Source organism: Brotaphodocola sp., assembly GCF_050873065.1.
Lineage (GTDB): Bacteria > Bacillota > Clostridia > Lachnospirales > Lachnospiraceae > Brotaphodocola.
The window spans coordinates 19,962-44,851 of sequence record NZ_JBNMIC010000019.1; the positions used below are offsets into that span (position 1 = coordinate 19,962).

General features: G+C 49.1%; 20 protein-coding genes. 19 read left to right on the forward strand and 1 reads right to left on the reverse strand.

Annotated features, from left to right (window positions below):
• Positions 1–39 precede the first annotated feature (39 nt).
• The 8 genes from ACR0QE_RS06880 to ACR0QE_RS06915 all read left to right on the forward strand — a co-directional run bounded on the left by ACR0QE_RS06880 (position 40) and on the right by ACR0QE_RS06915 (position 10,190).
• Positions 40–1,641 carry a response regulator gene (locus tag ACR0QE_RS06880; protein ID WP_432627626.1) on the forward strand — a complete coding sequence of 534 codons (1,602 nt, stop codon included), beginning with the start codon at positions 40–42 and terminating at the stop codon, positions 1,639–1,641.
• A 24-nt stretch (positions 1,642–1,665) separates the two neighbouring features.
• Positions 1,666–3,474 (forward strand): sensor histidine kinase, encoded by a 1,809-nt coding sequence (locus ACR0QE_RS06885; RefSeq protein WP_432627627.1) that lies wholly within the window; start codon positions 1,666–1,668, stop codon positions 3,472–3,474.
• A 5-nt stretch (positions 3,475–3,479) separates the two neighbouring features.
• Positions 3,480–4,454, forward strand: a complete 975-nt coding sequence (locus ACR0QE_RS06890) for a substrate-binding domain-containing protein (protein ID WP_432627628.1) — start codon at positions 3,480–3,482, stop codon at positions 4,452–4,454.
• 90 nt (positions 4,455–4,544) lie between these two features.
• Complete coding sequence (locus tag ACR0QE_RS06895) at positions 4,545–5,642, forward strand: galactose ABC transporter substrate-binding protein (protein WP_432627629.1); 1,098 nt, start codon at positions 4,545–4,547, stop codon at positions 5,640–5,642.
• A 152-nt stretch (positions 5,643–5,794) separates the two neighbouring features.
• Entirely contained in the window at positions 5,795–6,916 is a 1,122-nt protein-coding gene (locus ACR0QE_RS06900) for a galactose ABC transporter substrate-binding protein (RefSeq protein WP_432627630.1), read from the forward strand.
• A gap of 88 nt (positions 6,917–7,004) precedes the next feature.
• On the forward strand, positions 7,005–8,540 hold the full coding sequence (locus ACR0QE_RS06905) for a sugar ABC transporter ATP-binding protein (protein ID WP_432627631.1): 1,536 nt from the start codon (positions 7,005–7,007) through the stop codon (positions 8,538–8,540).
• Positions 8,541–8,624: 84 nt separating this feature from the next.
• A complete protein-coding gene (locus ACR0QE_RS06910; protein WP_432627632.1) occupies positions 8,625–9,623 on the forward strand; it encodes a galactose/methyl galactoside ABC transporter permease MglC in 999 nt (332 codons plus the stop codon).
• 216 nt (positions 9,624–9,839) lie between these two features.
• Positions 9,840–10,190, forward strand: coding sequence for a hypothetical protein (locus ACR0QE_RS06915; protein WP_432627633.1), 351 nt, complete (start codon positions 9,840–9,842; stop codon positions 10,188–10,190).
• A gap of 173 nt (positions 10,191–10,363) precedes the next feature.
• On the opposite strand, the gene ACR0QE_RS06920 is transcribed toward ACR0QE_RS06915, so the two are convergent.
• Positions 10,364–10,825: a CYTH domain-containing protein gene (locus ACR0QE_RS06920; RefSeq protein ID WP_432627634.1), complete on the reverse strand. Its 462-nt coding sequence runs from the start codon at positions 10,823–10,825 to the stop codon at positions 10,364–10,366.
• A gap of 632 nt (positions 10,826–11,457) precedes the next feature.
• Between ACR0QE_RS06920 and tig the strand changes: the two genes are divergently transcribed.
• The 11 genes from tig (at position 11,458) to ACR0QE_RS06975 (ending at position 24,764) form a co-directional block, all read left to right on the forward strand.
• Entirely contained in the window at positions 11,458–12,744 is a 1,287-nt protein-coding gene (gene tig, locus ACR0QE_RS06925) for a trigger factor (RefSeq protein ID WP_432627635.1), read from the forward strand.
• A gap of 302 nt (positions 12,745–13,046) precedes the next feature.
• Complete coding sequence (gene clpP, locus ACR0QE_RS06930) at positions 13,047–13,628, forward strand: ATP-dependent Clp endopeptidase proteolytic subunit ClpP (protein ID WP_177976872.1); 582 nt, start codon at positions 13,047–13,049, stop codon at positions 13,626–13,628.
• Positions 13,629–13,733: 105 nt separating this feature from the next.
• Positions 13,734–15,035 carry an ATP-dependent Clp protease ATP-binding subunit ClpX gene (gene clpX / locus ACR0QE_RS06935; protein ID WP_432627636.1) on the forward strand — a complete coding sequence of 434 codons (1,302 nt, stop codon included), beginning with the start codon at positions 13,734–13,736 and terminating at the stop codon, positions 15,033–15,035.
• Positions 15,036–15,257: 222 nt separating this feature from the next.
• Positions 15,258–17,588, forward strand: a complete 2,331-nt coding sequence (lon, locus tag ACR0QE_RS06940) for an endopeptidase La (RefSeq protein ID WP_432627638.1) — start codon at positions 15,258–15,260, stop codon at positions 17,586–17,588.
• Complete coding sequence (gene yihA, locus ACR0QE_RS06945; RefSeq protein WP_432627639.1) at positions 17,585–18,229, forward strand: ribosome biogenesis GTP-binding protein YihA/YsxC; 645 nt, start codon at positions 17,585–17,587, stop codon at positions 18,227–18,229. The genes lon and yihA overlap by 4 nt, the downstream gene beginning before the upstream one ends.
• A gap of 275 nt (positions 18,230–18,504) precedes the next feature.
• The gene (locus tag ACR0QE_RS06950; RefSeq protein WP_432627640.1) at positions 18,505–18,975 is read left to right on the forward strand and encodes a methylglyoxal synthase; all 471 of its coding nucleotides are present in this window, start codon (positions 18,505–18,507) and stop codon (positions 18,973–18,975) included.
• A gap of 200 nt (positions 18,976–19,175) precedes the next feature.
• The gene (locus ACR0QE_RS06955; RefSeq protein WP_432627641.1) at positions 19,176–20,309 is read left to right on the forward strand and encodes an ABC transporter ATP-binding protein; all 1,134 of its coding nucleotides are present in this window, start codon (positions 19,176–19,178) and stop codon (positions 20,307–20,309) included.
• A gap of 21 nt (positions 20,310–20,330) precedes the next feature.
• Positions 20,331–21,197 (forward strand): carbohydrate ABC transporter permease, encoded by an 867-nt coding sequence (locus tag ACR0QE_RS06960; protein WP_432627642.1) that lies wholly within the window; start codon positions 20,331–20,333, stop codon positions 21,195–21,197.
• A complete protein-coding gene (locus tag ACR0QE_RS06965; RefSeq protein WP_432627643.1) occupies positions 21,197–22,108 on the forward strand; it encodes a carbohydrate ABC transporter permease in 912 nt (303 codons plus the stop codon). The genes ACR0QE_RS06960 and ACR0QE_RS06965 overlap by 1 nt, the downstream gene beginning before the upstream one ends.
• Before the next feature lie 160 nt (positions 22,109–22,268).
• Positions 22,269–23,696, forward strand: a complete 1,428-nt coding sequence (locus tag ACR0QE_RS06970; RefSeq protein ID WP_432627644.1) for an ABC transporter substrate-binding protein — start codon at positions 22,269–22,271, stop codon at positions 23,694–23,696.
• Positions 23,697–23,927: 231 nt separating this feature from the next.
• Entirely contained in the window at positions 23,928–24,764 is an 837-nt protein-coding gene (locus tag ACR0QE_RS06975) for a Cof-type HAD-IIB family hydrolase (RefSeq protein WP_432627645.1), read from the forward strand.
• Positions 24,765–24,890 lie beyond the last annotated feature (126 nt).

Sequence of the window (24,890 nt, forward strand, 5' to 3'; positions counted from 1 at the left end):
AGAAGAGTAAACAGAAAAACTGGAAGGAGAACAGGCTGGATGGGGTTATATCGGATTATCCTTGTCGATGATGAGGAGGAAGTCAGAAAGGGAATCATCAAAAAAATCAACTGGGAGGAACTTGGATTTGAGGTCGTCGGGGATGCGGAAAACGGTCAGGATGCGCTTGAGAAGATTGAACAGCTCGAGCCGGAAGTGATTATGACAGATATTCGCATGCCGTACATGGATGGTCTGGAGCTCACCGCAAAGATCCGGCAGAAGTATCCGTCGATGAAAGTGCTGATTTTTTCCGGCTACGATGATTTCGAGTATGCACAGCAGGCGATCAAGTTAAATGTGACCGAGTACATCTTAAAGCCCGTCAATGTCGAGGAACTGACGGAGATTCTCACGCGGGTCCGGGGAAATCTGGATCAGGAGATTGAGCAGAGAAGAAACCTCGATCTTTTGCGGGACAGCTATTTAAAGAGTCTTCCGATTCTCAGGGAGCTTTTTTTGAATGAGCTGATCAGCGGAAACAGCAAGGACGGGGAGGACACAAAAAAGCGCTTAAGAGAGTATGAGATTGATCTTCTCGGTGCACGCAAGTGGGTGACGGCCGTGGTAGGAATTGAGCTGGAGGCAGGTCCTCTCGCGCATCATCAGGAGCTGATTCCGATCTCGGTGCGCCGTCTGATCGAGGACAATTTAAAGCCGTATTGCCGGGCAGCGGTCTTTGCCACCTCGGAGGGATTAGCGCTTATCGCGGCGATTGACGATGACAAGACCCAGACAGCGCTCATCGATCAGCTTGGAGACATCTGCAAGGAGTGCCGCAGAATTCTTGAGGTCACGATCACGATCGGAATCGGACACAGCAGCCAGAGCCTCGAAGCACTCGGCGCTTCCTACCAGTCAGCAGTGGATGCGCTCGGATACAAGGCGATTGTGGGAACGGGAAGCACGATCTACATCAATGACATGGAACCGGTCAGCAGAGGAAAACTCCAGCTTGATGCGAAGGAGGAGGCAGAGCTGATCGCGGCGATCAAATTTGGGGGCAAAGAGAAGATCAGGGAGATGGCCCACCAGATCACGGCCCGGATGGAGGATGCGAAGGTTCATGTGCGCCAACAGCAGATTTACATGATGGCGGTGATCAACGCGCTGATGCGCCTGATCCAGCAGTATGACCTGAATGCGTCCGAAGTTTTGCAGGTGCCAGAGAAATATCAGGAGATTCCCGATGCGATGCAGAACCGGGAGGAATTTGAGGAGTGGCTGATCCGGACAGCGTGCAGGATCAGTGAGATGATGGGATTAGAGCGGGACAACACGGCAAAGCGCATGATTCTCGATGCAAAACAGTATATTCAGGAGAATTACCAGAATCCGGATCTGTCCGTCGAAATGGTCTGCCGTCAGCTTCACCTGAGTCCGGCGTATTTCTCCACAATGTTTAAGAAGGAGACCGGCCAGACCTATGTGGGATATCTGACCGAACTTCGTCTCGACAAGGCGGTGGAACTCTTAAACACGACGGATGACAAGACTTACATCATCGCCCAGAAAGTCGGTTATCAGGAGCAGAATTATTTCAGCTATGTGTTTAAAAAGCGTTTTGGCGTCTCACCGACCCGTTTCCGTCAGGCACAGTAAAAAGATGGGGGAAAAGAGAAATTTATGAAAAAAAGAGAACGCAGCGGGCGATGGGAGGATCTCGGTATCCGGAATACGATCTATCTGTATTTTACAGTCAGTGCGCTCGCGGCAATGATTCTGATCGGAGTCTCGCTCTACGGGCGTCTGTCCGGTCAGATGACGGCGACGATTCTGGAAGAAAATCAGGGAATGATCACGATGGTGAACCGCTCAGTCGACTCCTATCTGCGCACAATCATGAAGCTGTCCGATTCGCTCTATTACGGGGTGATCAAGAATGCGGACGTCACTTTAGACACGATGAACCGGGAAATGACGATTCTCTATGACAGCAACAAGGATACGGTCTTAAATATTGCCCTGCTGTCGCGGGAGGGAGAACTGCTTCAGGCGGTTCCCGCCGCAAGGCTCAAGACCGATCTGGATGTGACGGGGGAGGACTGGTTTCAGGAGACGCTTGAGAGGACGGACAATGTGCATTTTACGATTCCCCATGTGCAGTATATTTTTGACAACAGTGAAAATCAGTATCGCTGGGTCATCACGGTGTCCCGTGCAGTGGAGATTACAAGGGGAACCTCGACGGAACAGGGAGTCCTTCTCCTTGATGTCAGCTACGGAAGTCTTCAGCAGCTTCTCGACAACATCACGCTCGGAAATCAGGGATACCTCTACATGATAGGAAATGCGGGGGAACTGATTTATCATCCGCAGATGCAGTTGATTGAGTCCGGGATTGCCCAGGAAAATCTTGAGTCAGCATCCGCTTACCGGGATGGGGCTTTTCGGGAGACGTATCTCGGGGAAAAGAGGGAGATCACTGTCAAGAGCGTCGGCTACACCGGATGGAGAATCGTCGGAGTCACTCCGGAACACGGAATCACACTCAATGTGATCAAGACCAATCTCTTCTTGATTTTTATTCTTGCCTTTTTCCTGTTTGTCCTGATTGTCATCAACAGTTTTATCTCCTCGCGGATCACGACGCCGATTCAGGAACTGGAAAAATCTGTCAATGCGCTGGAGGCGGGAGAACTCGACACGAAAGTCTATGAGGGTGGATCATATGAGATCCGTCACCTCGGAAGATCGATCAGAAGCATGGCAAAACAGATCCGGGTGCTTATGGATGACATTGTGGCGGAGCATGAGTCGAAGAGAAAGAGTGAGTTTGACACCCTCCAGTCGCAGATCAACCCACACTTTCTCTACAACACGCTCGACATCATCGTCTGGATGATTGAAAATGAGCAGAAGGCGGAGGCGGTGAAGGTGGTGACGGCGCTTGCGCGGTTTTTCCGGATCAGCCTGAGCAAGGGAAGAAGCATCATCCCCGTGAAAGACGAACTGGAACATGTGAGAAACTATCTGATGATCCAGCAGATGCGCTTCAAGAACAAGTTTACTTACAAGATTGAGGCGGATCCCGGGACACTTGAGATGGCGAGCTTGAAGCTGATGCTTCAGCCCCTCGTCGAAAATGCAATCTATCACGGAATGGAATTTATGGACGGGGACGGAGAGATTCTGGTGGGCGTGAAAACGGAGGAGAGCGGACTCTGCTTTACGATTGAGGACAATGGTCTCGGAATGACGCAGGAGCAGGCACAGAGCCTTTTGACTTCCACAGCGCCGCATGTCTCCTCAAAGCGGGGATCCGGAATCGGTGTGAAAAATGTGAATGAGCGGATCCGCCTTTATTTCGGCGAGGATTATGGGCTTGAGATCGAATCAGAGCCGGATGAGGGAACAACGATCCGGATTCATCTTCCGGCAATTCCGTATTCGGAGATTCTTGAGAAGGAGAATGAAAAGGAGAAGAAAGGATAAGAAAGATGAAAACAAGAGAAAAATTGTTTGTGGCGCTCTATGTGCTCTTTCTCGTCTTCTTGTATCTGCTCTCCTCGACCGATCTGATTATCAAAGAGCGGAGGCAGGAAGTCTGTCCGGTCTCGATCGTGGCAGACACGACGAGTGACGAGTACTATGTCAACTTTAAGAAAGGCATGGATCAGGCGGCGATGGAATTCCATGCGGATGTACGTTTTGTGACGCTCTATGAGGAAAATCAGGCGGATCAGCAGATTGAGATGCTGATGCGGGAACAGCAGGACGGGGCGAGGGCGCTTGTCGCGGCGGCAGTCGATGAGACGAGGCTTGAGAAGGCACTTGCGGACAAGCAGATTTCCGTGCCGATTGTGCTTGTCGGGACGGAGCTTCCGATGGATAAAGTCGCTGCGGTCCTGATGACGGACACCTATGAGATGGGAAAGACGCTTGCACAGAAAGCGATTGATGAGAATGATCCGAATGTGATGTTCTATGTGTTTGGCGGAAAGAAAGAGAATTCAAAAGTCAGACGTTTTTACGATGGCATCACGTCTGTGCTTGAAAAAGAGGGGAGGACGATGGTCCGGGTCAATGATACGGAGGAGGGGGAGACTTTCCGGAGTACGATTGAGTCCCTTGTCTATCCAAAGAGCATGGAGGCGGTGATTCTCGCGCTTGACCCGAGAAGTTTAGAGACGACGGCAGATATTCTGGCGGGGAGTAGTGTCTACCAGACGTATGTGAAAGGACTTTACGGCAGGGGAACGACCGTGAAAATCTTAAATGAGCTGGACCGGGGAATCATTCGCGGAATCTGTGTCACGGATGAGTTCAGTCTCGGATATTTAAGTGTGCGTCAGGCGGTTGCAGCGGCGAAAAATCAGACGATGCAGGATCCGCTCATCCTTCCGAATTACTATATCGAGAAGGCGGATCTTAGAAATCCGGAGTATGAGAAAATGCTGTATCCGATCGAGTAGTCTGTTTTTTACCTGGCGTGAGTGTCAGAAACAGACAGAAAAAACAGGGTAGACAGGAATGTGTGGGGAGGATCAGGGAGGAGAGACAAGATGATGGGATTGACAAGAAAAGAGAAACAGAAAAAAGAACAGAAAGGGGAACGGAAAGAGGACTGCACAGAGCAGACATTTAAGAAAAAAACAGGGATGACATCGATCGTGTGTCTTTTTCTCTTAGTCGTGCTCCTCCTTTCGGGATGTACACCGTCGAGGGAGAAGGCAGATCAGAAGACCGCCATCCGGATCGGAGTCAGTCTTTACAGCGCAGAAGATACATTTATCAACAATCTGCGGAGTGAACTTGAGGAGTGTGCAAAATCCTACGAGCAGGAAAGCGGAATCAAGGTGACTTTGGACATCCAGTCGGCAAAGGGAAACCAGAATACGCAGAACAATCAGGTGGAACGATTTCTCTCTCTCGGGTGCGATGCGCTTGTGATCAATCCGGTTGACCGGACGGCGGCATCCGCAATCATTGACAAGGCGATGACGGCAGGAATTCCGACCATCTTTTTCAACCGTCAGCCGGTGGAGGAGGACATGAACCGCTGGGATCAGCTCTACTATGTCGGAGCGGATGCGAAGGAGAGCGCTGTGCTCGAGGGGAAGATTATCTCGGACCAGTATCAGAAAGATCCGGCAAGCATTGACCGCAACCGGGACGGTGTTGTCCGCTACGTGCTTCTCGAGGGGGAGAGCAGTCATCAGGATTCCCTGATCCGGACGGAGTGGTCGATCCAGACGCTCAAGGACGCTGGGGTTCCGATCGAGAAAGTGACGGGGGGAATCGCAAACTGGGAGCGCAGTCAGGCTTCCGCGCTGATGGAACAGTGGCTGGAGCAGTATCCGGGAGAGATTGAGCTTGTGATCAGCAACAACGATGATATGGCACTCGGGGCAATCGATGCGATTGAGCGCGCAGGCGTGTACGGGATCACGGTTGTCGGGATCGATGCGACAACTGCGGGGATGGAGGCTGTCCGCGCCGGGAAAATGCTCGGAACCGTGTCGTCGGATAAAGAAGAATATGCGGGGGCAATCATGAAACTGGCGATTGTGAAGGCACTCGGAGAAGAAATTCCGTCAGATATGGAACTGGAAAATGGTAAATATTACTGGAGCAAACAGAGAATTTTTACCGAAAAATAGTGAAAAAGATCACAAATCGAAAAAAATCCATAAAACCGAAAAGAAAATCTTATAGAAAAATACACATATGGGGGCTATAATATAGGTGTCGATGAGGCAAAGTAAACAAAATTCGACAATGATTTCATTTATGTAGAGGGAGGATTTACACTATGAGATTAACGAAGAAAGTAACTGCAATGGCAATGGCATCTGCAATGATTCTGTCCATGACCGCATGTGGCGGATCTACTTCCAGCAGCGCAACCACCGCAGCACCAACCGAGGCTGCAAAGACTGAGGCAGCAGCAACCGAAGCAGCAAGCACAGCTGAGGCAGTAAAAGAGGCAGCAGGAGATGTTGATCTTTCTGATAAGAAAGTCGGCATCAGCATTTATAAATTTGATGATAACTTCATGACTCTGTACAGAACCGAGTTACAGCGTTACCTGACCGAGGATTTAGGATTCAAGGCTGAGAACGTTGTTATCCAGGATGGTAAGGGCGATCAGGCAGAGCAGACCAACCAGATTCAGAACTTCATCACCCAGAAGTACGATGTTCTGATCCTGAACTTAGTACAGGCTTCTTCCGCACCGGAGATCACCGATATGTGTAAGGAAGCTGGAATCCCGGTTGTATTCATCAACCGTGAGCCGGATGCAGCTGAGGAAGAGAGATGGGGCAACGATAAATTACAGGCTACCTACGTAGGTTGTGACGCTAGACAGTCTGGTACCTATCAGGGCGAAGAGATCCTTGAGACCGAGAACAAGGGCGATATCAACGGAGATGGCAAGGTTTCCTACATCATGATCCAGGGCGATCCGGAGAACGTAGATGCTCAGTACAGAACCGAGTTCTCTGTAAAGGCACTGACCGATGGCGGCATGGAAGTTGAGGAGCTGTTAAAGCAGCGTGGTGACTGGGATCAGGCAAAGGCTCAGCAGATCGCACAGGATGCTTTGAACCAGTATGGCGACAAGATCGAGGTTATCTTCTGTAACAACGATGCAATGGCACTTGGTGCTCTGCAGGCAATCGAGGCAGCTGGACGTACCGTCAACGAGGATATCTACCTGGTAGGTGTTGATGCTCTGACCGAGGCAGTTCAGAACGTTATCGACGGCAAGCAGACCGGTACCGTATTCAACGATCACTTCGCTCAGGCAAAGATGGCTGCTGACTGTGCAGTAAGCTACTTAAAGGGTGAGGATGTTGATCCGGTAAATATGGTTGACTACATCAAGGTTACCAAGGACAACGCTCAGGAGATTCTGGACAAGCTTAAATAAATTGGAACCTCTTTGAAAGGAACCGGGTGTGTCCACGGACACACCCGATTTTTCTGAAAAATGGCAGTAAGGAAAGGAGTTAAACGGGATGGCAGAACAGTACAGACTGGAAATGGTTGGAGTGAGCAAGTCCTTCCCTGGCGTTAAGGCTCTGGACGGAATCAGCTTGAAAGTGCGTCCCGGAACCGTTCACGCTCTGATGGGAGAGAACGGAGCAGGAAAATCGACCCTGATGAAATGTCTTTTCGGTATCTACAAGATGGATGAGGGAAAGGTATTTATTGACGGAGAAGAGGTCAACATCGCAAACCCGGATGAGGCACTCAAGAAGGGTCTTGCGATGGTGCATCAGGAGCTTCAGCCGATCCCGGAGCGGTCTATTGCAGAGAATATGTATCTGGGAAGATACCCGATGAAGGGTGTCGGTCCGCTTCGCATGATTGATCACAAAAAGATGAACGAGGAAGCGGAGAAATGGCTGAGAAACGTAAAGATGGATTTTGATCCGAAGATGAAACTCGGAACTCTTTCCATCGGACAGATGCAGTCCGTTGAGATTGCAAAGGCAGTCAGCCAGAATGCAAAGATTGTAATTCTTGATGAGCCGACTTCTTCCCTGACGGATAATGAGGTTGAGGCGCTGTTTCGGATCATCCGTGATCTGAAATCGAGAGGCGTTTCGATGATCTACATCAGCCATAAAATGGCAGAGCTTCGTCAGATTTCTGATGACATCACAATCATGCGAGATGGAACGTATGTCGGTTCCTGGAAGATGGCAGAGATTTCTGATGATGAGATCGTAAAGCAGATGGTAGGCCGTGAGCTGACGAATGTATATCCGCCGAAGGCAGACTGCCGGACGGATGAGACCGTTCTGAAGGTAGAACATTTGAGCAGCATCCATGAGCGCTCCTTCCAGGATTGCTCGTTTGAACTCAAGCGTGGTGAGATTCTTGGATTTGGCGGACTTGTCGGAGCACAGCGTACCGAGCTGATGGAGGCAATCTTCGGAATGCGCCATATCGCGAGCGGAAAGATTGAAGTTCTCGGCAAGGAAGTGACGATCAAGCGCCCGGAGGATGCGATTGATGACTCCATTGGAATGATCACAGAGGATCGTCGAGGAACCGGTATTCTCGGATGCTTAAGCATCAACGACAATACTGCCATTGCTTCTTACAGGCGTTACACGAACGCTGGCGTGATTGACCAGAAGAAAGTCGATGCAGTTGTACAGGACAGCATCAAGAAACTGAACATCAAAACTCCGAGTGGCAAGACTCTGATTCAGTCGCTTTCAGGTGGTAACCAGCAGAAGGTAATCATTGCCCGCTGGCTGGCAAATAACCCGGATATCCTGATCATGGACGAGCCTACACGAGGAATCGATGTAGGTGCAAAGTATGAGATTTATCAGATTATGATCGATCTGGTAAAACAGGGCAAATCCATCATCATGATCTCATCAGAGATGCCTGAGCTGATCGGTATGTCAAACCGTATCATTGTAATGTGTAACGGTCACATCACCGGAGAGCTTGAAGGCGAAGAGGCAACTCAGGAGCGGATCATGGCATGCGCAACGCAGTTTGATCTTCGAGGAAAATCAACTGAAAAATAATCCTTACAGTTCACACGGAATTTTCCGCCCGGAGGGTTCCTATCGGTGAATGGTAATAAGTAATCCAGTCAGGAGGGTTCAATCATGACAGCAAAAAAATTTAATGCGAAAGATTTCCTTATCAATAACGGAATCATTGTTGTGCTGGTATTGCTGGCACTCTATACCGGCATCATGCAGCCGACATTCTTCTCACCGAGTAACATCAAGAACGTATGCTTAAACGTAGCACCGCGATTCATCATCGCCTGCGGCGTTTCCGGATGTCTGATCACAAAAGGTACTGACCTGTCTGCTGGACGTATGGTAGGTCTGGCAGCCTGCGTTGCAGGTACCCTGCTTCAGAAAGCTGATTACAGCGGCAAGTTCTTCCCGAACCTTCCGTTCTTCGGAACATGGTGGGTACTGGCAGTTCTGCTGATCTGCGTAGCAATCTGCTGTGTATTCGGTGCAATCAATGGTCTTGTAATTTCTTACCTTCAGGTTCCGGCATTCATCGGTACCCTGGGTATGCAGCTGATCGTTTACGGTGTCTGCCTTGTTTACACAAACGCAACCCCGATCGGTGGTTATCGTCCGGCTTACACGGAGGTAGCAAAGGGACAGCTCTTTGGCGTTATCCCGTATCTGTTCATCATCGCACTTGCAGTTGGTCTTGCAATGTGGTTTGTTTACAACAAGATGCCTCATGGTAAATACATGTACGCAATCGGTGGTAACGAGCAGGCAGCAGAGGTTGCAGGTGTTAACACCAAGAAGACGAAGATCCTCATCTACATCACCGCAGCAGCTTGCTATGCACTGGGTGGTTTCCTGGTAGGCGCAAAATCCGGTGGTTCTTCCGTAAACATGGGTTACGGCTGGGAGCTGGAGGCAATCGCAGCATGTACAATCGGTGGTGTATCTGTAAACGGTGGTATCGGTAAGATCTCCGGCGTTCTGATCGGCGTTCTGGTATTCGAGATCTTAAAGACCTGCTTACAGTATCTGGGCGTAGATACAAACTACCAGTACATCGCACAGGGTATCGTTATCGTCGTTGCAATTGCTCTGGATATCAGAAAGTACATTGCAAAGAAGTAATCGAGAAATCGAGAAGATTTCGATACGTCGTTTGCATTGCATGAAATGAGTTGCATTGCATAAAAACATATTAAAACATAGTGATTTTTCCATAAAGCATTTCGGTCTGAGAGGGCTGGAATGCTTTATGTATTTTTGTCTATCGCTGTGTAAATTTGTCAATTTGGCATACGAGTGAAAATTTAAATAAATTGGAAAAAAGGGAAGGTAAGAGAGATGACAGAAAAAGAGCAAGGCTCAAAGATAATGATGGATGAGGAAGCAATTGGAATGTCAGACATGACAGTAAGTGAGGAATATGATCCGAAATCAGGTGGGAATTTCAGTGAAACCGTTATTGAAAGTATAAATGAAAAATCGGATGAGATGGAGATGTCAGAACTGGAGCGGGAAAATCAACGTCTCAGAGAAGAAAACCAGCGCTTAAAAGAGTATCGTGCATCTCTTCCACCGAAAGAACGGCTTTACGATCGGATTCCGCTGACGGTGAAGCAGCTGGATATGATTATTGCAGGGCTTGTAGTTTTGTTTTTGGTTGTCTGTGTGATGGGAATGATGCATCACTAAGGGAGAAGGGCTCTTCCGGTGGAATAAGTCGTGCAAACACGCTCTCGCTCCGGGTTCAGCGTAGCGGTGCATAAGGTCGCAAAAAGCGCGACCTAAACACCGACGCTTCACACGGGTTTGCCCTGCCTTTTCCACCATCGGAGCCCTGCCAAGGTTATAGGAATTTTCTAAATCTAGTTGATTTTTTGCAGTCCTTTACTCAACTTACTGTTTTGATATTCTCCGGTGAAAGTAACATCTCTGCCGAACCATGCGGGCGGAGTAAAGGCGAGGGCTTCCTCCTCTGTCTGGAATTCTACTTCTGCAAGAATCAATCCCTGATAATCCCGTTCAAAAATATCAAGTTCGATTGTGAGGGAAGTTCCCTCGATTGGAATGCGGTATCTGCGTTTCCTAAGAATGATTCCATCTGCTTTTTCGAGAAGATGCAGGTAGGCAGTCTCATTCAAAGGAAGATTGTACTCTTCGCGTGCGAGAAGACCATGGGATTTGTATGTCATGTAATATTCGTCCCCATCGCGGCGGACACGGACGACGGGATCCGTGCAGAGATAAGCCTGTTCAATCATCCGGGAAGGAAATTTTTCGTATCCTTCAGGAAGTGTCTCGATCTTATATTTTCTTTCAATTTCCATATTCAAAATCCTCCGAGTAAAAAAGTATATATTTTCCATAACCGTTGTCTATCTGCATATTGAAAATATGTGAGATAAAAAATCTTTAATGAAAATAGCTTAGCAACAGTATACCAGATTTTAGATCGAATTGCTTATAAAAGAAAAAATTTAAGGCAATGTTCGCGGAGACTGGATGCGTGATTTTGGTTAGCTTTGCTGACATCTTCTTATCAGAATCACTGCGCATCCCATCTGGAAAATTGCTTTGGATGAGATGTTATAGTTTGAGAATATGCGAGGCGACGGAATGCGAGAAAGTCAGGGCAAACCCGTGTGAGACGTCGGTGTTTAGGTCGCATTTTTTGCGACCTTATGCACCGCTACGTCGAGCCCGGAGCGAGAGCGTGTTTGCACGACTTATCTCGCTGGAGGAGCCGATAACAGAATGAAACAGGAGAAGTTAATCAATCAGAAACGCAAATGTCCAGAAATTTGAAAAAAACTCAAAAACAGCGTATTTTCGCGGAAAAGAGCGCATATTTAGGCAAAAATAGGGCTAGTAATTAAGAAAACACTATGCTATAATGGTAACTTGAAGTGTGGCGCCCTGCCGTGACGACCATACATAGATTTAAGGAGGAACCCATAAAATGAGTTTACAGGTAGAGAAGTTAGAAAAAAACATGGCAAAACTGACCGTAGAAGTATCGGCAGAGCAGTTCGAGAAGGCTCTTACCGCTTCTTACAACAAGAATAAGAACCGGTTCAACATTCCTGGTTTCCGTAAGGGAAAAGCACCGCAGGCAATGGTTGAGAAGATGTATGGCGTCGGCGTTCTGTACGAGGATGCAATCGAGGAAGCTCTGGATGCAACCTACGGTGATGCTGTAAAAGAGAGCGGACTGGAGATCGTTTCCAGACCGGAGATCGGCGTTGAGCAGATCGAGAAGGGCAAGCCGTTCATCTACACCGCAACCGTTGCAGTTAAGCCGGAAGTAACCCTGGGCGAGTACAAGGGTGTTGAGGTTGAAGGCGCAAAGGCTGACGTAACCGATGAGGATGTTCAGAACGAGCTGAAGAAAGTTCAGGAGCAGAACTCCCGTCTGGTAGCAGTTGAGGATCGTCCGGTAGCTGACGGAGATCAGACCGTGATCGATTTCGAGGGATTTGTTGACGGAACTCCGTTCGAGGGCGGAAAGGCTGAGGATTACACTCTGGTAATCGGTTCTCATTCCTTCATCGACACCTTCGAGGATCAGCTTGTTGGCAAGAACGCAGGCGACGAAGTAGAAGTAAACGTAACCTTCCCGGAGGAGTACCATGCAAAAGAGCTGGCAGGAAAGCCGGCTGTATTCAAGGTAAAGATCAAAGAGATCAAGAGCAAAGAGCTTCCGGAGCTGAACGATGAGTTCGCAAGCGAAGTTTCCGAGTTCGAGACTCTGGACGCATACAAAGAGGATCTGCAGAAGAAGCTGGCTGAGACCAAAGAGAAGCAGGCTAGCGCTGAGAACGAGAACAAGGTAGTTCAGAAGGTTGTTGATAATGCAACCATGGACATCCCGGCTCCGATGGTAGATCAGCAGGTTACCAACATGATCAACGATTACGCTCGCAGAATGCAGAGCCAGGGTCTGTCTCTGGATCAGTATCTGCAGTTCACCGGCACCACTCTGGACCAGCTGAAGGATCAGATGAAGCCGCAGGCTGAGAGCCGTATCCGTGCTCGTCTGGTACTCGAGGCAGTTGCAAAGGCTGAGAACATCGGGGTATCTGAGGAGACCGTTGAGGCTGAGCTGAAGAAGATGGCTGAGACCTACAAGATGGAAGTTGAGCAGGTTAAGAACATCATGGGCGAGGACGGCTTAAAGCAGATGAAGGAAGATATGGCTGTTCAGGAAGCAGCTGATTTCCTGGTAGCACAGGCAAAGCTGGTTTAATACGCTCATACACAGATGATGATAGAGTAGGGATGGAATAGCCCGAACTTAACGCCTATGGACATTTTGTAAGACATCTGGTGTGTCCGTGCATCAGATGCAGGAGTGGATGAGATAGGAAGCTCTGGCTTTCACAAGCTGGGGCAATTCATTTGAAGAAAAAAGCGGAAGAGGATTCCGATCCGCCGTTTCCGCATAAATCCGGATATTTGCGGGTATAGTTAAAAGGGCCGGGATGCAGTGCGCCTGGCAAGGGAAGCATGAAACTGCATTCCGGTCCGTTTTGTATGGAGGATTTGACGATGGCATTAGTACCTTATGTGATTGAGTCAACCAGCAGAGGAGAACGTTCTTACGATATTTATTCCCGATTATTAAAAGAGAGAATTATTTTCCTTGGCGAAGAGGTGACTGACGTATCAGCGAGCCTGATCGTGGCACAGCTTCTTTTCCTGGAATCTGAGGATCCGGGCAAGGATATTAATTTATATATCAACAGTCCGGGCGGTTCTGTGACTGCCGGAATGGCAATTTATGACACGATGAATTATATCAAGTGCGATGTTTCCACAGTCTGCATCGGTATGGCAGCCAGCATGGGCGCATTCCTGCTCGCAGGTGGCGCAAAGGGCAAGAGATTTGCACTTCCGAATGCGGAAGTCATGATCCATCAGCCGTCCGGCGGTGCCAGAGGACAGGCAACCGAGATTCAGATTGTGGCAGAGAATATCTTAAAGACCAAGAAGAAACTCAACGAGATTCTTGCGGCTAACACAGGTCAGTCTTATGAGACGATCTGCCGGGATACAGAGCGCGATAATTATATGAGTGCAGAGGAAGCAATGAACTACGGGTTGATTGACCGTGTGATTGCAAACCACTAAAATTCAAATGGCGAAAAAGATTTTTTCGTTATGCGCAGGGGTGTGTTTGAAAAAGTTGATTTCAGATATGCTCTAAGATCAAGGAAAGGATAGAGGTGTAGCGATATGCCCAACAGAACAGATGACAGAGTCAGATGCTCGTTTTGCGGAAAGACTCAGGATCAGGTAAAGAAGCTGATTGCGGGTTCCAACAATGTGTTTATCTGCGATGAGTGTATTGACCTTTGCGCGGAGATTCTGGAAGAAGAATTTGACGAGCATGACAATGCGGGACTGGATTTAAGCAGCATCAACCTGCTCAAGCCGAAGGAGATCAAGGAGTTCCTTGATGAGTATGTCATTGGACAGGATGCCGCAAAGAAAGTGCTGTCTGTTGCCGTGTACAACCATTACAAGAGAATCACATCCGGCAAGAACATGGATGTGGATGTACAGAAGAGCAACATTCTTCTTCTCGGACCGACCGGTTCCGGAAAGACCTATCTGGCACAGACACTGGCGAAAATTCTGAACGTGCCGTTTGCGATTGCAGATGCGACCGCACTGACGGAGGCAGGATATGTCGGTGAGGACGTGGAGAACATTCTTCTGAAACTGATTCAGGCAGCAGATTACGATATCGACCGGGCACAGTACGGTATCATTTACATTGATGAGATCGATAAGATCACAAAAAAGTCGGAGAACGTTTCTATCACCAGAGATGTTTCCGGCGAGGGAGTTCAGCAGGCACTCTTGAAAATTCTCGAGGGAACGGTTGCAAGTGTTCCGCCTCAGGGAGGAAGAAAGCATCCGCATCAGGAGCTTCTGCAGATCGATACGACCAATATCCTGTTCATCTGCGGTGGTGCGTTTGATGGCCTTGAGAAGATCATTGAGAGCCGTCTGAGCGCCGGTTCCATCGGTTTCAATGCGGAGATCGTGGAGAAGAACAAGGCAGACATCGACGAACTGCTCAAGAAGGTAGAGCCGCAGGATCTCGTGAAATTCGGACTGATTCCGGAGTTTATCGGACGTGTTCCGATCACGGTTTCTCTGGATCTGCTCGACGAACAGGCGCTGGTACGGATTCTTTCCGAGCCGAAGAATGCACTGATCAAGCAGTATCAGAAGCTGTTTGAGTTAGACGATGTGAAACTGGAGTTCACACCGGAAGCACTCGAGGAAGTTGCAAAATTTGCAGTGGAGAGAAAGACCGGAGCAAGAGGTCTGCGCTCCATTATGGAAGGTGCGATGATGGATCTGATGTATGAGATTCCGTCTGACAACAATGTTGGAATCTGCACCATCACAAAAGATGTGATCGACCGGACCGGAGAACCGGAACTGGTATACCGTGATACGAATGTACCGCGCAAGAACATGTCTCAGAGAATCAAAAAAGAAAAATCAGGTGAGATCGCATAAGTCGGTCTGCCGGTATGAAGGGGCTGTTGCAGAGTAGATCCGTCGGCGAAACCGAGTCTGCTCTCTTGCGACGGCCCATTCTTATATCATGGAAACCTGTTTTCATGAGGGATTTTTGACAGGAAAGGTACATCCTTTCTTGTATGTATGGAAAGATTTTATAGATCTGCAGGAAATATAGAAACAAAGAAAGATAGAAAGATAACGGAGAAAAGATAAAATATGGAAGATACGATAATGACGATGCCGGTGATTGCCCTGCGTGGGCTGACGGTTCTTCCTCATATGACGGTCAGCTTCGATATCAGCCGGCCAAAGTCCATCGCCGCTGTGGAAAAGGCAATGGTGGGCGACCAGAAGATCTGTCTGGTGACCCAGAGAGATCCGGAGGATCAGGATCCGACACTTGAGCAGCTCTATCACATCGGAACCGTGGCGCTGATCAAACAGCTTGTCAAGATGCCGGGCGGAATTGTCCGCGTAATGGTTGACGGTCAGGAGAAAGTGGAACTCCTTGCACTTGACCAGACAGAGCCGATGCTTGTCGGTGAGATTATGGAAACTGAGCCGGAGGAAGCGCCGGAGTATGTTGTGGAGCAGGCGATGCTCCGTGTACTGAAGGAGAAGACGGAGGCGTACAGCCATCAGCACGCAAAATTTGCAAAGGAGATTCTTCCGGGTCTTCTCGCAATGAAGGATCTTGAGCCGTTAATGACCCGTCTCGCAAGCGAACTGCCGTGGGAATACGTCGTTCGTCAGGAATACCTTGAGGCGATGAATGCGGAGGGACGATACGGTGTTCTCGTGAAGAACCTTGCAAATGAGGTGGAGATTGCCGAGATTCGCCGGGAATTCCAGCAGAAGGTAAAAGAGAGCATTGACAAAAATCAGAAGGATTACATTCTCAGAGAGCAGATGAAGATTATCCGCGAGGAACTCGGCGAGGATCCGATCTCGGATGCAGATGAATATGAGAAGCAGATCAAAGCTTTGAAGGCAAACAAGGAAGTCAAGGAGAAATTAAAGAAAGAACTTGACCGTTTCCGCAATATGCCGGGTGGAAGCCAGGAGGCAAATGTGCTTCGTACATATGTGGAGACACTTCTCGAACTTCCGTGGAACAAGATGTCTCGTGACAATAACGACATCCACCATGCGGAGGAGATCTTGAATGCCGATCACTATGGACTCGAGAAGGTAAAAGAGAGAATTCTTGAGTATCTTGCAGTCCGCGTGCTGACGAAAAAGGGAAGCAGCCCGATCATCTGTCTCGTCGGACCGCCAGGAACCGGAAAGACCTCGATCGCCCGCTCTGTTGCGCGTGCGCTGAACAAGAAGTATGTGCGCATCAGTCTCGGCGGTGTCCGCGATGAGGCAGAGATCCGCGGTCACAGAAAGACGTATGTCGGAGCAATGCCGGGCCGTCTCGTCGATGGTCTGCGCCAGGCAGGAGTCTCCAATCCGCTGATGCTTCTCGATGAGATCGACAAAGTCAGCAGTGATTACAAGGGAGATACTTCCTCTGCGCTCCTCGAGGTTCTCGACGGTGAGCAGAATGTGAAATTCCGCGATCACTATGTCGAGGTGCCGATTGATTTGTCCAACGTGCTCTTCATTGCGACGGCAAACACGACGCAGACGATTCCGGGACCTCTGCTTGACCGTATGGAAGTCATCGAGGTCAACAGTTACACGGAGAATGAGAAATTCCACATCGCAAAAGATTATCTGCTCGGAAAGCAGCTTGAGAAGAACGGACTGACTGAGAAAGAGCTTACAGTCAGCGATGACGCCCTCAGAAAGATCATCCACAACTACACACGAGAGGCGGGAGTGCGAAATCTGGAGCGCCGGATCGGTGACATCTGCCGGAAAGCGGCGAGAGAATTCCTCGACAACCGGGATCAGGTGATTTCCGTGACGGAGAAAGATCTTGAGCGCTATCTCGGAAAAGAGAAGATCACTTATGAGGATGCCAATGAGACCGATGAGGTCGGAATTGTGCGCGGTCTTGCATGGACAAGTGTCGGAGGCGATACGCTTCAGATTGAAGTCAATGTGATGCCGGGCAAAGGAGAACTGAAACTGACCGGACAGCTCGGAGATGTGATGAAGGAGTCCGCACAGACGGCGCTGACCTTTGTCCGCTCGATCTGCCCGAAGTATGAGGTTGCAGACGATTATTTTGCAAAACATGATATGCACATCCACATCCCGGAAGGTGCTGTGCCGAAGGATGGCCCGTCCGCGGGAATCACGATGGCGACCGCAATGCTCTCCGCTGTGATAGACCGCAAGGTCAAGGCAAGTGTCGCAATGACCGGAGAGATCACCCTGCGCGGGCGCGTTCTGCCGATCGGCGGTCTCAAGGAGAAGATCCTTGCAGCAAAGATGGCACACATGAAGACGGTGCTTGTGCCGGATAAGAACCGCCCGGATATCGCAGAGCTTTCCGCAGAGATCACGGATGGACTGAAGATTGTGTTTGTGAAGACGATGGAGGATGTCGTGAAAGAGGCGTTTGCAGAACCGCAGGAGGAGAAAGCAGAATGATTATCAAAAAAGCAGAACTTGAGACCGTTTGCGGAATCACGAGCAAACTTCCGGAGAATGAGAACCCGGAGTTTGCCTTTGCAGGAAAGTCGAATGTCGGAAAATCTTCCCTGATCAATGCGCTGATGAACCGAAAGTCTCTCGCGAGAACTTCCTCTCAGCCGGGAAAGACCCAGACGATCAACTTCTACAACATCAACGATGCGCTCTACTACGTCGATCTTCCGGGATACGGATATGCAAAGGTGTCCGTGGAGGTCAAAGCAAAGTGGGGAAAGATGATTGAGCGTTATCTTCAGAAGTCCCCGATGCTTCGGTGTGTCTTCCTTCTGATTGATATCCGCCATGAGCCGTCCGAGAACGATAAACTGATGTATGACTGGGTAGTCTCAAACGGCTACCATCCGGTCATCATCGCAACAAAACTCGATAAGCTCAAGCGCAGTCAGATCCAGAAGCATGTAAAGATGGTCAGAGAGGGACTCGGAATTCCGAAAGAGGGACTTGTGATCCCGTTCTCCGCGGAGACGAAGCAGGGAAGAGAGGAGATCTGGGCCCTGATTGAGTCGATGATGATGCCGAAGGAGGAGTCTGCTGACGAGGCTGAAGGTGATGAGGTGGAGACTGAGGGAGAAAATTAAGCAGAGCAAAAGCTATCCCATGTTTCAAAAATGGTTTCTGTCCACACATTGCCTGCATAAATAGAAACAAAAATGTCCATAAAAGTTTACAGAAAATTTGCTTGTTCTGGCTTTTTACCTGTGCTATGCTGAGACGGAGAGCAAAGATTTTTACCTGTGAGAGGTCGCTTGATTTCTGCGCCGATCGCTTGAGCGAGAGGAAGACGGGAAAGAATGTTTGCTCAGGGAGAGTTCCTTGCATTCAAAAATTCTTAGAGAGACAGGAGAGAGAAAGAATGGCAGAGGCATATGTTACTTTTAAGATTGGAAAAAAGAAAAATATTGCTCTGATTGCGCATGACAATGAGAAGGCAAAGCTGATTGACTGGTGTCGGGAGCATCAGGATGTGCTGGCAAAGCATAACCTGTGCGGAACCGGAACGACGGCGAGAATGATCACCGAGCATACCGGACTTACGGTCAAGGGATACAACAGCGGTCCTCTTGGAGGAGATCAGCAGATCGGTGCCAAGATTGTGGAAGGACGAATTGACTTTGTGGTATTCTTTTCCGACCCGCTGACCGCACAGCCGCATGATCCGGATGTGAAGGCGCTGATGCGAATCGCACAGGTCTATGACATCCCGATGGCAATCAATAAGGCAACCGCGGATTTTATGATCACTTCCTCCTTCATGGACAGTGAATACAAGCATGAGGTCATCAATTTCAAGCGCCAGATCATTGAGCGCGCAGAGAGTCTGTAGGAAAAACCTGTAAGAAAAGCCAGACTTTCAGGAGGGAAACTTTACCCGGAAATAAAGGCCGTATATGAAAATAGAGAAGCATTCTGTGAGATCATTTACAATGATTTTACAGGATGCTTCTTTTTGATTTTACAAAGTCTCCATAAAATAATATTGTATACAAAATGGAAGAACGAAATGAAGGAGACGAGAAAAATCAAATGGCAAATGTATCGTTGGTAAATGTGGAGAAGACGTATCCCAACGGATTCCAGGCGGTGAAACGGTTCAATCTGGATATCCGGGACGGGGAGTTTATCATTTTTGTCGGACCTTCCGGATGCGGAAAATCCACAACCATGCGCATGATTGCAGGGCTTGAGGAGATCAGCTCCGGGGAACTGTGGATTGACGGTCAGCTTGCAAATTTTCTGGAACCGGGTCAGCGGGAACTCTCGATGGTTTTTCAGAATTATGCGCTGTATCCTTATATGAGTGTCTATGAAAATATGGCGTTTGGCCTCAGAGTGCATAAAGTGGAGCGCTCGGAGATTGACCGGAAAGTAAGAGAGACGGCAAGGATGCTTCAGATCGATCACCTGCTGGACCGCAGACCGGCGGCATTGTCGGGAGGCCAGAAGCAGAGAGTTGCGATCGGAAGTGTGCTTGTGCGGGAGCCGAAACTTCTGTTGATGGATGAGCCTCTCTCCAATCTCGACGCAAAGCTCAGAAGCCAGATGCGCGAGGAGCTTGCAAAGATTCACAGAAGATTTTCTTCAACCATCGTCTATGTCACGCACGACCAGGTCGAGGCGATGACACTTGCAGACCGGATTGTGGTGATGAAAGAGGGCGAGATTCAGCAGATCGCCTCTCCGAATGAGATCTATAACAATCCGGTGAATCAGTTTGTCGCAGGCTTTATCGGATCTCCGTCGATGAATTTTCTGCCGGTTCGCTCCGGTGTGGAGAATGGAAATTACTTTTTGCAGGCCGGAGAGAGCCGTCTTGCGATACCGGCACTGCTTGCGAAAAGGATCAAGGACCAGGGTGGATTTGGAAAAGAGCTGATTCTTGGAATCCGGCCGGAGGATCTGCACAGAAAAAAGGAAATGTCTGAGAGTGCGGGGCAGACGGGCGGAGAACTTCAGATGAAGGTGATGGTCAGAGAAGGACTTGGCGCCGAGGTTCTGCTTCACGGGGAGATTGCGGGAGAGAATGCGTGCGTCAAACTGGATCCGTCGTGCGGGACGAGACCGGGTGAGACGATCGCCCTTGTTCCGGATATGACAAAAATCAAACTGTTTGATGCGCAGACCGGGGAGAACCTTTTGTACCTGAGTCTGAAGCGATGAGAGGAAGAAAAGAGGAACATCATGGAGACGAAAAAAGAGAAAAGAAATCTCGGGGCATACGGATATCTGATTCCGTCGATGCTGATTTTTGGAGTATTTCTGTTTTATCCATTTTTCAAGACGATTTATCTGAGTCTGTATAAGACGAACAAGATGGGAGAGGCAAAACTCTTTGTCGGAGCGGGAAACTATGTGGACCTTCTGACCTCGCCGTCTTTCTACAACAGTCTGGTGGTCACCGCAATTTTTGTTCTGATTGTTGTGGCCGGAGGCATGGCGCTTGGGCTTCTCGGGGCGGTTCTGTGTAATCAGGCATTTCCGGGAATCCGGATTTTCAGCACAGCTTATGCGCTTCCGATGGCGATTGCATCAAGCTCGGCGGCAATGATTTTCAAGATCATGCTTCATCCGTCAATCGGAATTGTAAATAAGATTCTGGGACTCAATATCAACTGGATCAACGATCAGAGGTATGCACTGGTGTGCGTGGCAATCCTGACGGCCTGGCTCAACAGCGGAATCAATTTCCTGTATTTTTCTGCGGGACTCAGCAACATTGATGAGAGTATTTATGAGCGTGCATCGGTGGACGGGGCAAATGCAGTGCAGAAGTTTTTCCGCCTGACTCTTCCGGGACTCAGCCCGATCATGTTTTATACGCTTGTGGTCAATATCATTCAGGCATTCCAGTCATTCGGACAGGTGAAGGTGTTGACGCAGGGAGGCCCCGGAGAGTCCACAAACCTGATTGTGTATTCGATTTACCGGGATGCATTTTTTAACTATCGCTTCGGAAGTGCGGCAGCGCAGTCTGTGATTCTGTTTCTGATTATCATGGCGCTGACCCTCCTCATGTTCCGGGCAGAGAAGAAAGGGGGTTCGTACTGATGAGCAGACAGGAACTGACAGTGATGAGAGAAGGTTTAGACGCCGGACAGATTAGAGACATGCAGATGGAGGCAAACCGGCGGGCAGCGGCAAAGAAAAATTTGAGAAAAGGAATCCTGATCGGGCTCAACACGATCGTTGCGTTCCTGATTCTGCTCCCGCTGCTGTACGCGTTCAGCGTCGCATTCATGCCGTCGAGCGAGCTTTTCACGACGGAGATGAATCTGATTCCGAGACAGCCGACACTTGAAAATTTTCGCCAGGCGCTCGTGAAAGTACCTCTGATTCGTTTTGTGATAAACTCCTTTCTCGTGGCAGGATGTATCACGATCGGGCAGATCATTTCCTGCTCCCTGGCAGCTTTCTCCTTTTCCTTCTTAAAATTTAAGGGAAAACAGGTGCTGTTTATGATTGTGATGGCGACAATGATGATTCCGGGAGAGGCGACGATTATCTCGAATTACCTGACAGTCAGCAAACTCGGCTGGCTCGATTCCTACCCGGTACTCATTGTGCCGTATCTGACATCCGCGATGGGAATCTTTCTGTTTCGGCAGTTTTACATGAGTTTCCCGATCTCGCTTTATGAGTCCGCAAAGATGGATGGATGCTCCAATCTGCGCTTTATCTTTCAGATCCTGATTCCTCTGACAAAATCAGCGATCGGAGCGATGGCAGTTTACACGTTCATCAATGCGTGGAATATGTATATGTGGCCGCTTCTTGTGACCGGTTCTTCCACTTACCGTACCGTACAGATCGGAATCGGTATGCTCGACAGCGTGGACTCCCAGTCGATCACGCTGATGATTGCGGGCGTTGTCATGATCATCGTCCCGTCGATCTCAATCTTTATCATCGGACAGAAACAGCTGATCCGCGGAATGTTCTCCGGAGCGGTCAAGGGATAGCGAAAACAGAGAGTTGCTGCATATTCTCAGGTCCGCGTGGGGGAGGACCTGTTGAAGATAGAGAAGTTAAAGCTAAGTTAATAGAGATAAAAATGAACTTGCAAAGACCGGAAGAAATCTGGTCAAGTGCAAGGCCGAATGGAATGGAGGAAACAAAAAAATGAAGTTAAAGAAGACAAAGAGAGCGATGGCAGCCGTGATGGCTGTGCTGATGACTGCGGGCGTGAGTGCCTGTGGAAAGAGCGGGGAGACTTCAAACACGGCAGATTCTGCGGGAACAGAGTCCACTGCAAGTGCGGCAGCCTCGAGTGCGGCGGCAGATTCCAAATCAGAGTCAGCCGGAAATGCTTCGGGGGAGGGACAGACAATCACGTTCTGGCATTCGATGGGTGGTGTCAACGGCGAGGCGATCGATTATCTCGTCAAGAAGTTTAATGAAGAGAACACCAAAAATATCAAGGTAGATGCGCAGTATCAGGGCAGCTACGACGATGCGATCAATAAGTTAAAGAGTGCGCAGATCGGAAATATGGGGGCAGATCTCGTGCAGATCTATGACATCGGAACCCGCTTTATGATCGATTCCGGCTGGGTGATCCCGATGCAGGATCTGATCGATGCAGATGGATGGGATGCGACTCAGATTGAGCCGAATATTGCGGCATATTATACCGTGGATAACAAGCTGTACTCCATGCCATTCAACTCTTCCACACCGATTCTCTATTACAACAAAGATATGTTTGAGAAGGCAGGAATCACAGAGATTCCGGACAGCCTGCCGGGGATCGAGGCAGTCAGTGAAGATCTGATCACAAAGGGCGGCGCAGGAGAGGCAATCTCTCTTGGAATTTATGGATGGTTCTTTGAGCAGTTCACGGCAAAGCAGGGCAAAAATTACGTTGACAATGGAAATGGCCGCGAGGGTGCGGCGACTGCAGTGGAGTTCGACTCTAACGGTGCAGCCCTGAATACACTGACGGCGTGGAAGTCCCTTGCCGATAAGGGATATGCTCCGAATGTGGGACGCGGAGGAGATGCAGGTCTTGCCGATTTCAGCTCAGGAAAGTCTGCGATGACCCTTGGTTCCACCGCATCCTTAAAGCAGGTTCTCAACGATGTCAACGGAAAATTTGAGGTCGGAACTGCATACTTCCCGAAAGTTTCTGAGTCTGATCAGGGCGGTGTCTCCATCGGAGGAGCATCCCTGTGGGCACTGAACAATGAGGATGAAGAGAAGCAGGCAGCAGTCTGGGAGTTTGTAAAGTTTTTGGTATCCCCGGAGAGTCAGGCATACTGGAATGCGCAGACCGGATATTTCCCGGTGACGGTGACTGCACACGAGGAGCCGGTCTTCAAGGAAAATTTGGAGAAATATCCGCAGTTTGAGACGGCAATCGATCAGCTCCATGATTCGACTCCGGAGTCTGCCGGCGCTCTCTTAAGTGTCTTCCCGGAGGCCCGCACGATCGTGGAGACGGAGATTGAGAATATGATCAACAAGAACGAAAACCCGGAGGATGTTGTGAAGACAATCGCAGACCAGATCAACAAGTCGATTGAGGATTACAACCTTTTGAATGAGTAAGGTGTAAAGTTGCGTAAGCGTAACGGTAGCGCCAAAGAATAAAAGAATAATTCAGAGAAGCATTCTGTGAAATCGAATCATTTACGATGATTTTACAGGATGCTTCTTTTTGATTTTACAAAGACTTTGTAGAATAAAGAAGAACAAAGAAAAAGAGGAAAAGTTGAAAACAAAGTCCCTGCGTTGAAAACAGGTTACTGTACACAGGGAGCGAAAAAGGAGGAATGATAAATGATTCGATTGGTGGCATCAGATATGGATGGAACTTTACTGGGACGGGATGGAAGAATCTCGGATCGGACGGCGCAGACAATCCGGCAGATGAGAGCGTCAGGCTGTGAGTTTGTTGTCTGCACAGGCCGCGGTTACGAGGATGCGAGACGGCCGCTCGCGGAGCAGGCAATTGACTGTGATGTGATCTGCATGAACGGTGCAGCGGTCTGCGACAGGACGGGAACGCCAATTTTTAAGCAGGAACTTTCTTATGAACAGGTGAAAACCGTTCTCGCGTGCAGAGAGCCGGGGATGCTGTTTGACTTTATGACAAATGAGGGAAGCGTGACGATCAGCACAAGAGAAGAATTTCGCAAGGGATTTGCGGATGGAATCCTTCTTCCGATGGCGGGCGGAATTTCGTTTGAGATCATTGAGAGCCGCTTTTGCTTTATCCCGGAGGAAGAGCTGTTTTGCAGAGATCTTGAATTTTTCAAGATGTCCGTGATGAGTGAGGATGGCAGTGCCTTAGAGAGAGTCAGACAGACCCTGCGGAAAGATCCCTCGTTTGCGGTTGTCTCCTCGGATGAGACAAATCTGGAGATCACGAACTCGTCGGCGCAGAAGGGGATTGCCCTGTTAAAATATGCTGAGAGCCATGGAATCAAGATGAAAGAGATCCTTGCGGTCGGGGACAGTGAGAATGACAGATCGATGCTTGAACTCCCGCTCGGCTACACGCTTGCGATGGCAAACGGAATGGAGCTCGCAAAGAAGACTGCGCGCTGCCAGACGCGCTCAAATGCAGATGACGGAGTGGCATATGCGATTGAGACGCTTGTTCTTCCATCCTGATGATCCTGGTAACACGCTAAAAATAAAATAGTTTAAGTTCTGATTGTCCGTGCATGAGTGAAGTCTCGTGTGACGGATTTTTTTATTTTATGGGAAAAGATGTGCATGTGCATCTGATAGGATGGC

Bases quoted from the DNA above. Each gene is read 5' to 3' on its own strand.
- ACR0QE_RS06955 (WP_432627641.1), top strand. From the start codon at position 19,176: ATGGCAAATGTATCGTTGGTAAATGTGGAGAAGACGTATCCCAACGGA.
- ACR0QE_RS06910 (WP_432627632.1), top strand. From the start codon at position 8,625: ATGACAGCAAAAAAATTTAATGCGAAAGATTTCCTTATCAATAACGGA.
- clpX (WP_432627636.1), top strand. From the start codon at position 13,734: ATGCCCAACAGAACAGATGACAGAGTCAGATGCTCGTTTTGCGGAAAG.
- ACR0QE_RS06970 (WP_432627644.1), top strand. From the start codon at position 22,269: ATGAAGTTAAAGAAGACAAAGAGAGCGATGGCAGCCGTGATGGCTGTG.
- yihA (WP_432627639.1), top strand. From the start codon at position 17,585: ATGATTATCAAAAAAGCAGAACTTGAGACCGTTTGCGGAATCACGAGC.
- ACR0QE_RS06975 (WP_432627645.1), top strand. From the start codon at position 23,928: ATGATTCGATTGGTGGCATCAGATATGGATGGAACTTTACTGGGACGG.
- ACR0QE_RS06915 (WP_432627633.1), top strand. From the start codon at position 9,840: ATGACAGAAAAAGAGCAAGGCTCAAAGATAATGATGGATGAGGAAGCA.
- ACR0QE_RS06950 (WP_432627640.1), top strand. From the start codon at position 18,505: ATGGCAGAGGCATATGTTACTTTTAAGATTGGAAAAAAGAAAAATATT.
- ACR0QE_RS06900 (WP_432627630.1), top strand. From the start codon at position 5,795: ATGAGATTAACGAAGAAAGTAACTGCAATGGCAATGGCATCTGCAATG.
- ACR0QE_RS06905 (WP_432627631.1), top strand. From the start codon at position 7,005: ATGGCAGAACAGTACAGACTGGAAATGGTTGGAGTGAGCAAGTCCTTC.
- ACR0QE_RS06960 (WP_432627642.1), top strand. From the start codon at position 20,331: ATGGAGACGAAAAAAGAGAAAAGAAATCTCGGGGCATACGGATATCTG.
- ACR0QE_RS06895 (WP_432627629.1), top strand. From the start codon at position 4,545: ATGATGGGATTGACAAGAAAAGAGAAACAGAAAAAAGAACAGAAAGGG.
- tig (WP_432627635.1), top strand. From the start codon at position 11,458: ATGAGTTTACAGGTAGAGAAGTTAGAAAAAAACATGGCAAAACTGACC.
- lon (WP_432627638.1), top strand. From the start codon at position 15,258: ATGGAAGATACGATAATGACGATGCCGGTGATTGCCCTGCGTGGGCTG.
- ACR0QE_RS06880 (WP_432627626.1), top strand. From the start codon at position 40: ATGGGGTTATATCGGATTATCCTTGTCGATGATGAGGAGGAAGTCAGA.
- ACR0QE_RS06885 (WP_432627627.1), top strand. From the start codon at position 1,666: ATGAAAAAAAGAGAACGCAGCGGGCGATGGGAGGATCTCGGTATCCGG.
- clpP (WP_177976872.1), top strand. From the start codon at position 13,047: ATGGCATTAGTACCTTATGTGATTGAGTCAACCAGCAGAGGAGAACGT.
- ACR0QE_RS06965 (WP_432627643.1), top strand. From the start codon at position 21,197: ATGAGCAGACAGGAACTGACAGTGATGAGAGAAGGTTTAGACGCCGGA.
- ACR0QE_RS06890 (WP_432627628.1), top strand. From the start codon at position 3,480: ATGAAAACAAGAGAAAAATTGTTTGTGGCGCTCTATGTGCTCTTTCTC.
- ACR0QE_RS06920 (WP_432627634.1), bottom strand. From the start codon at position 10,825: ATGGAAATTGAAAGAAAATATAAGATCGAGACACTTCCTGAAGGATAC.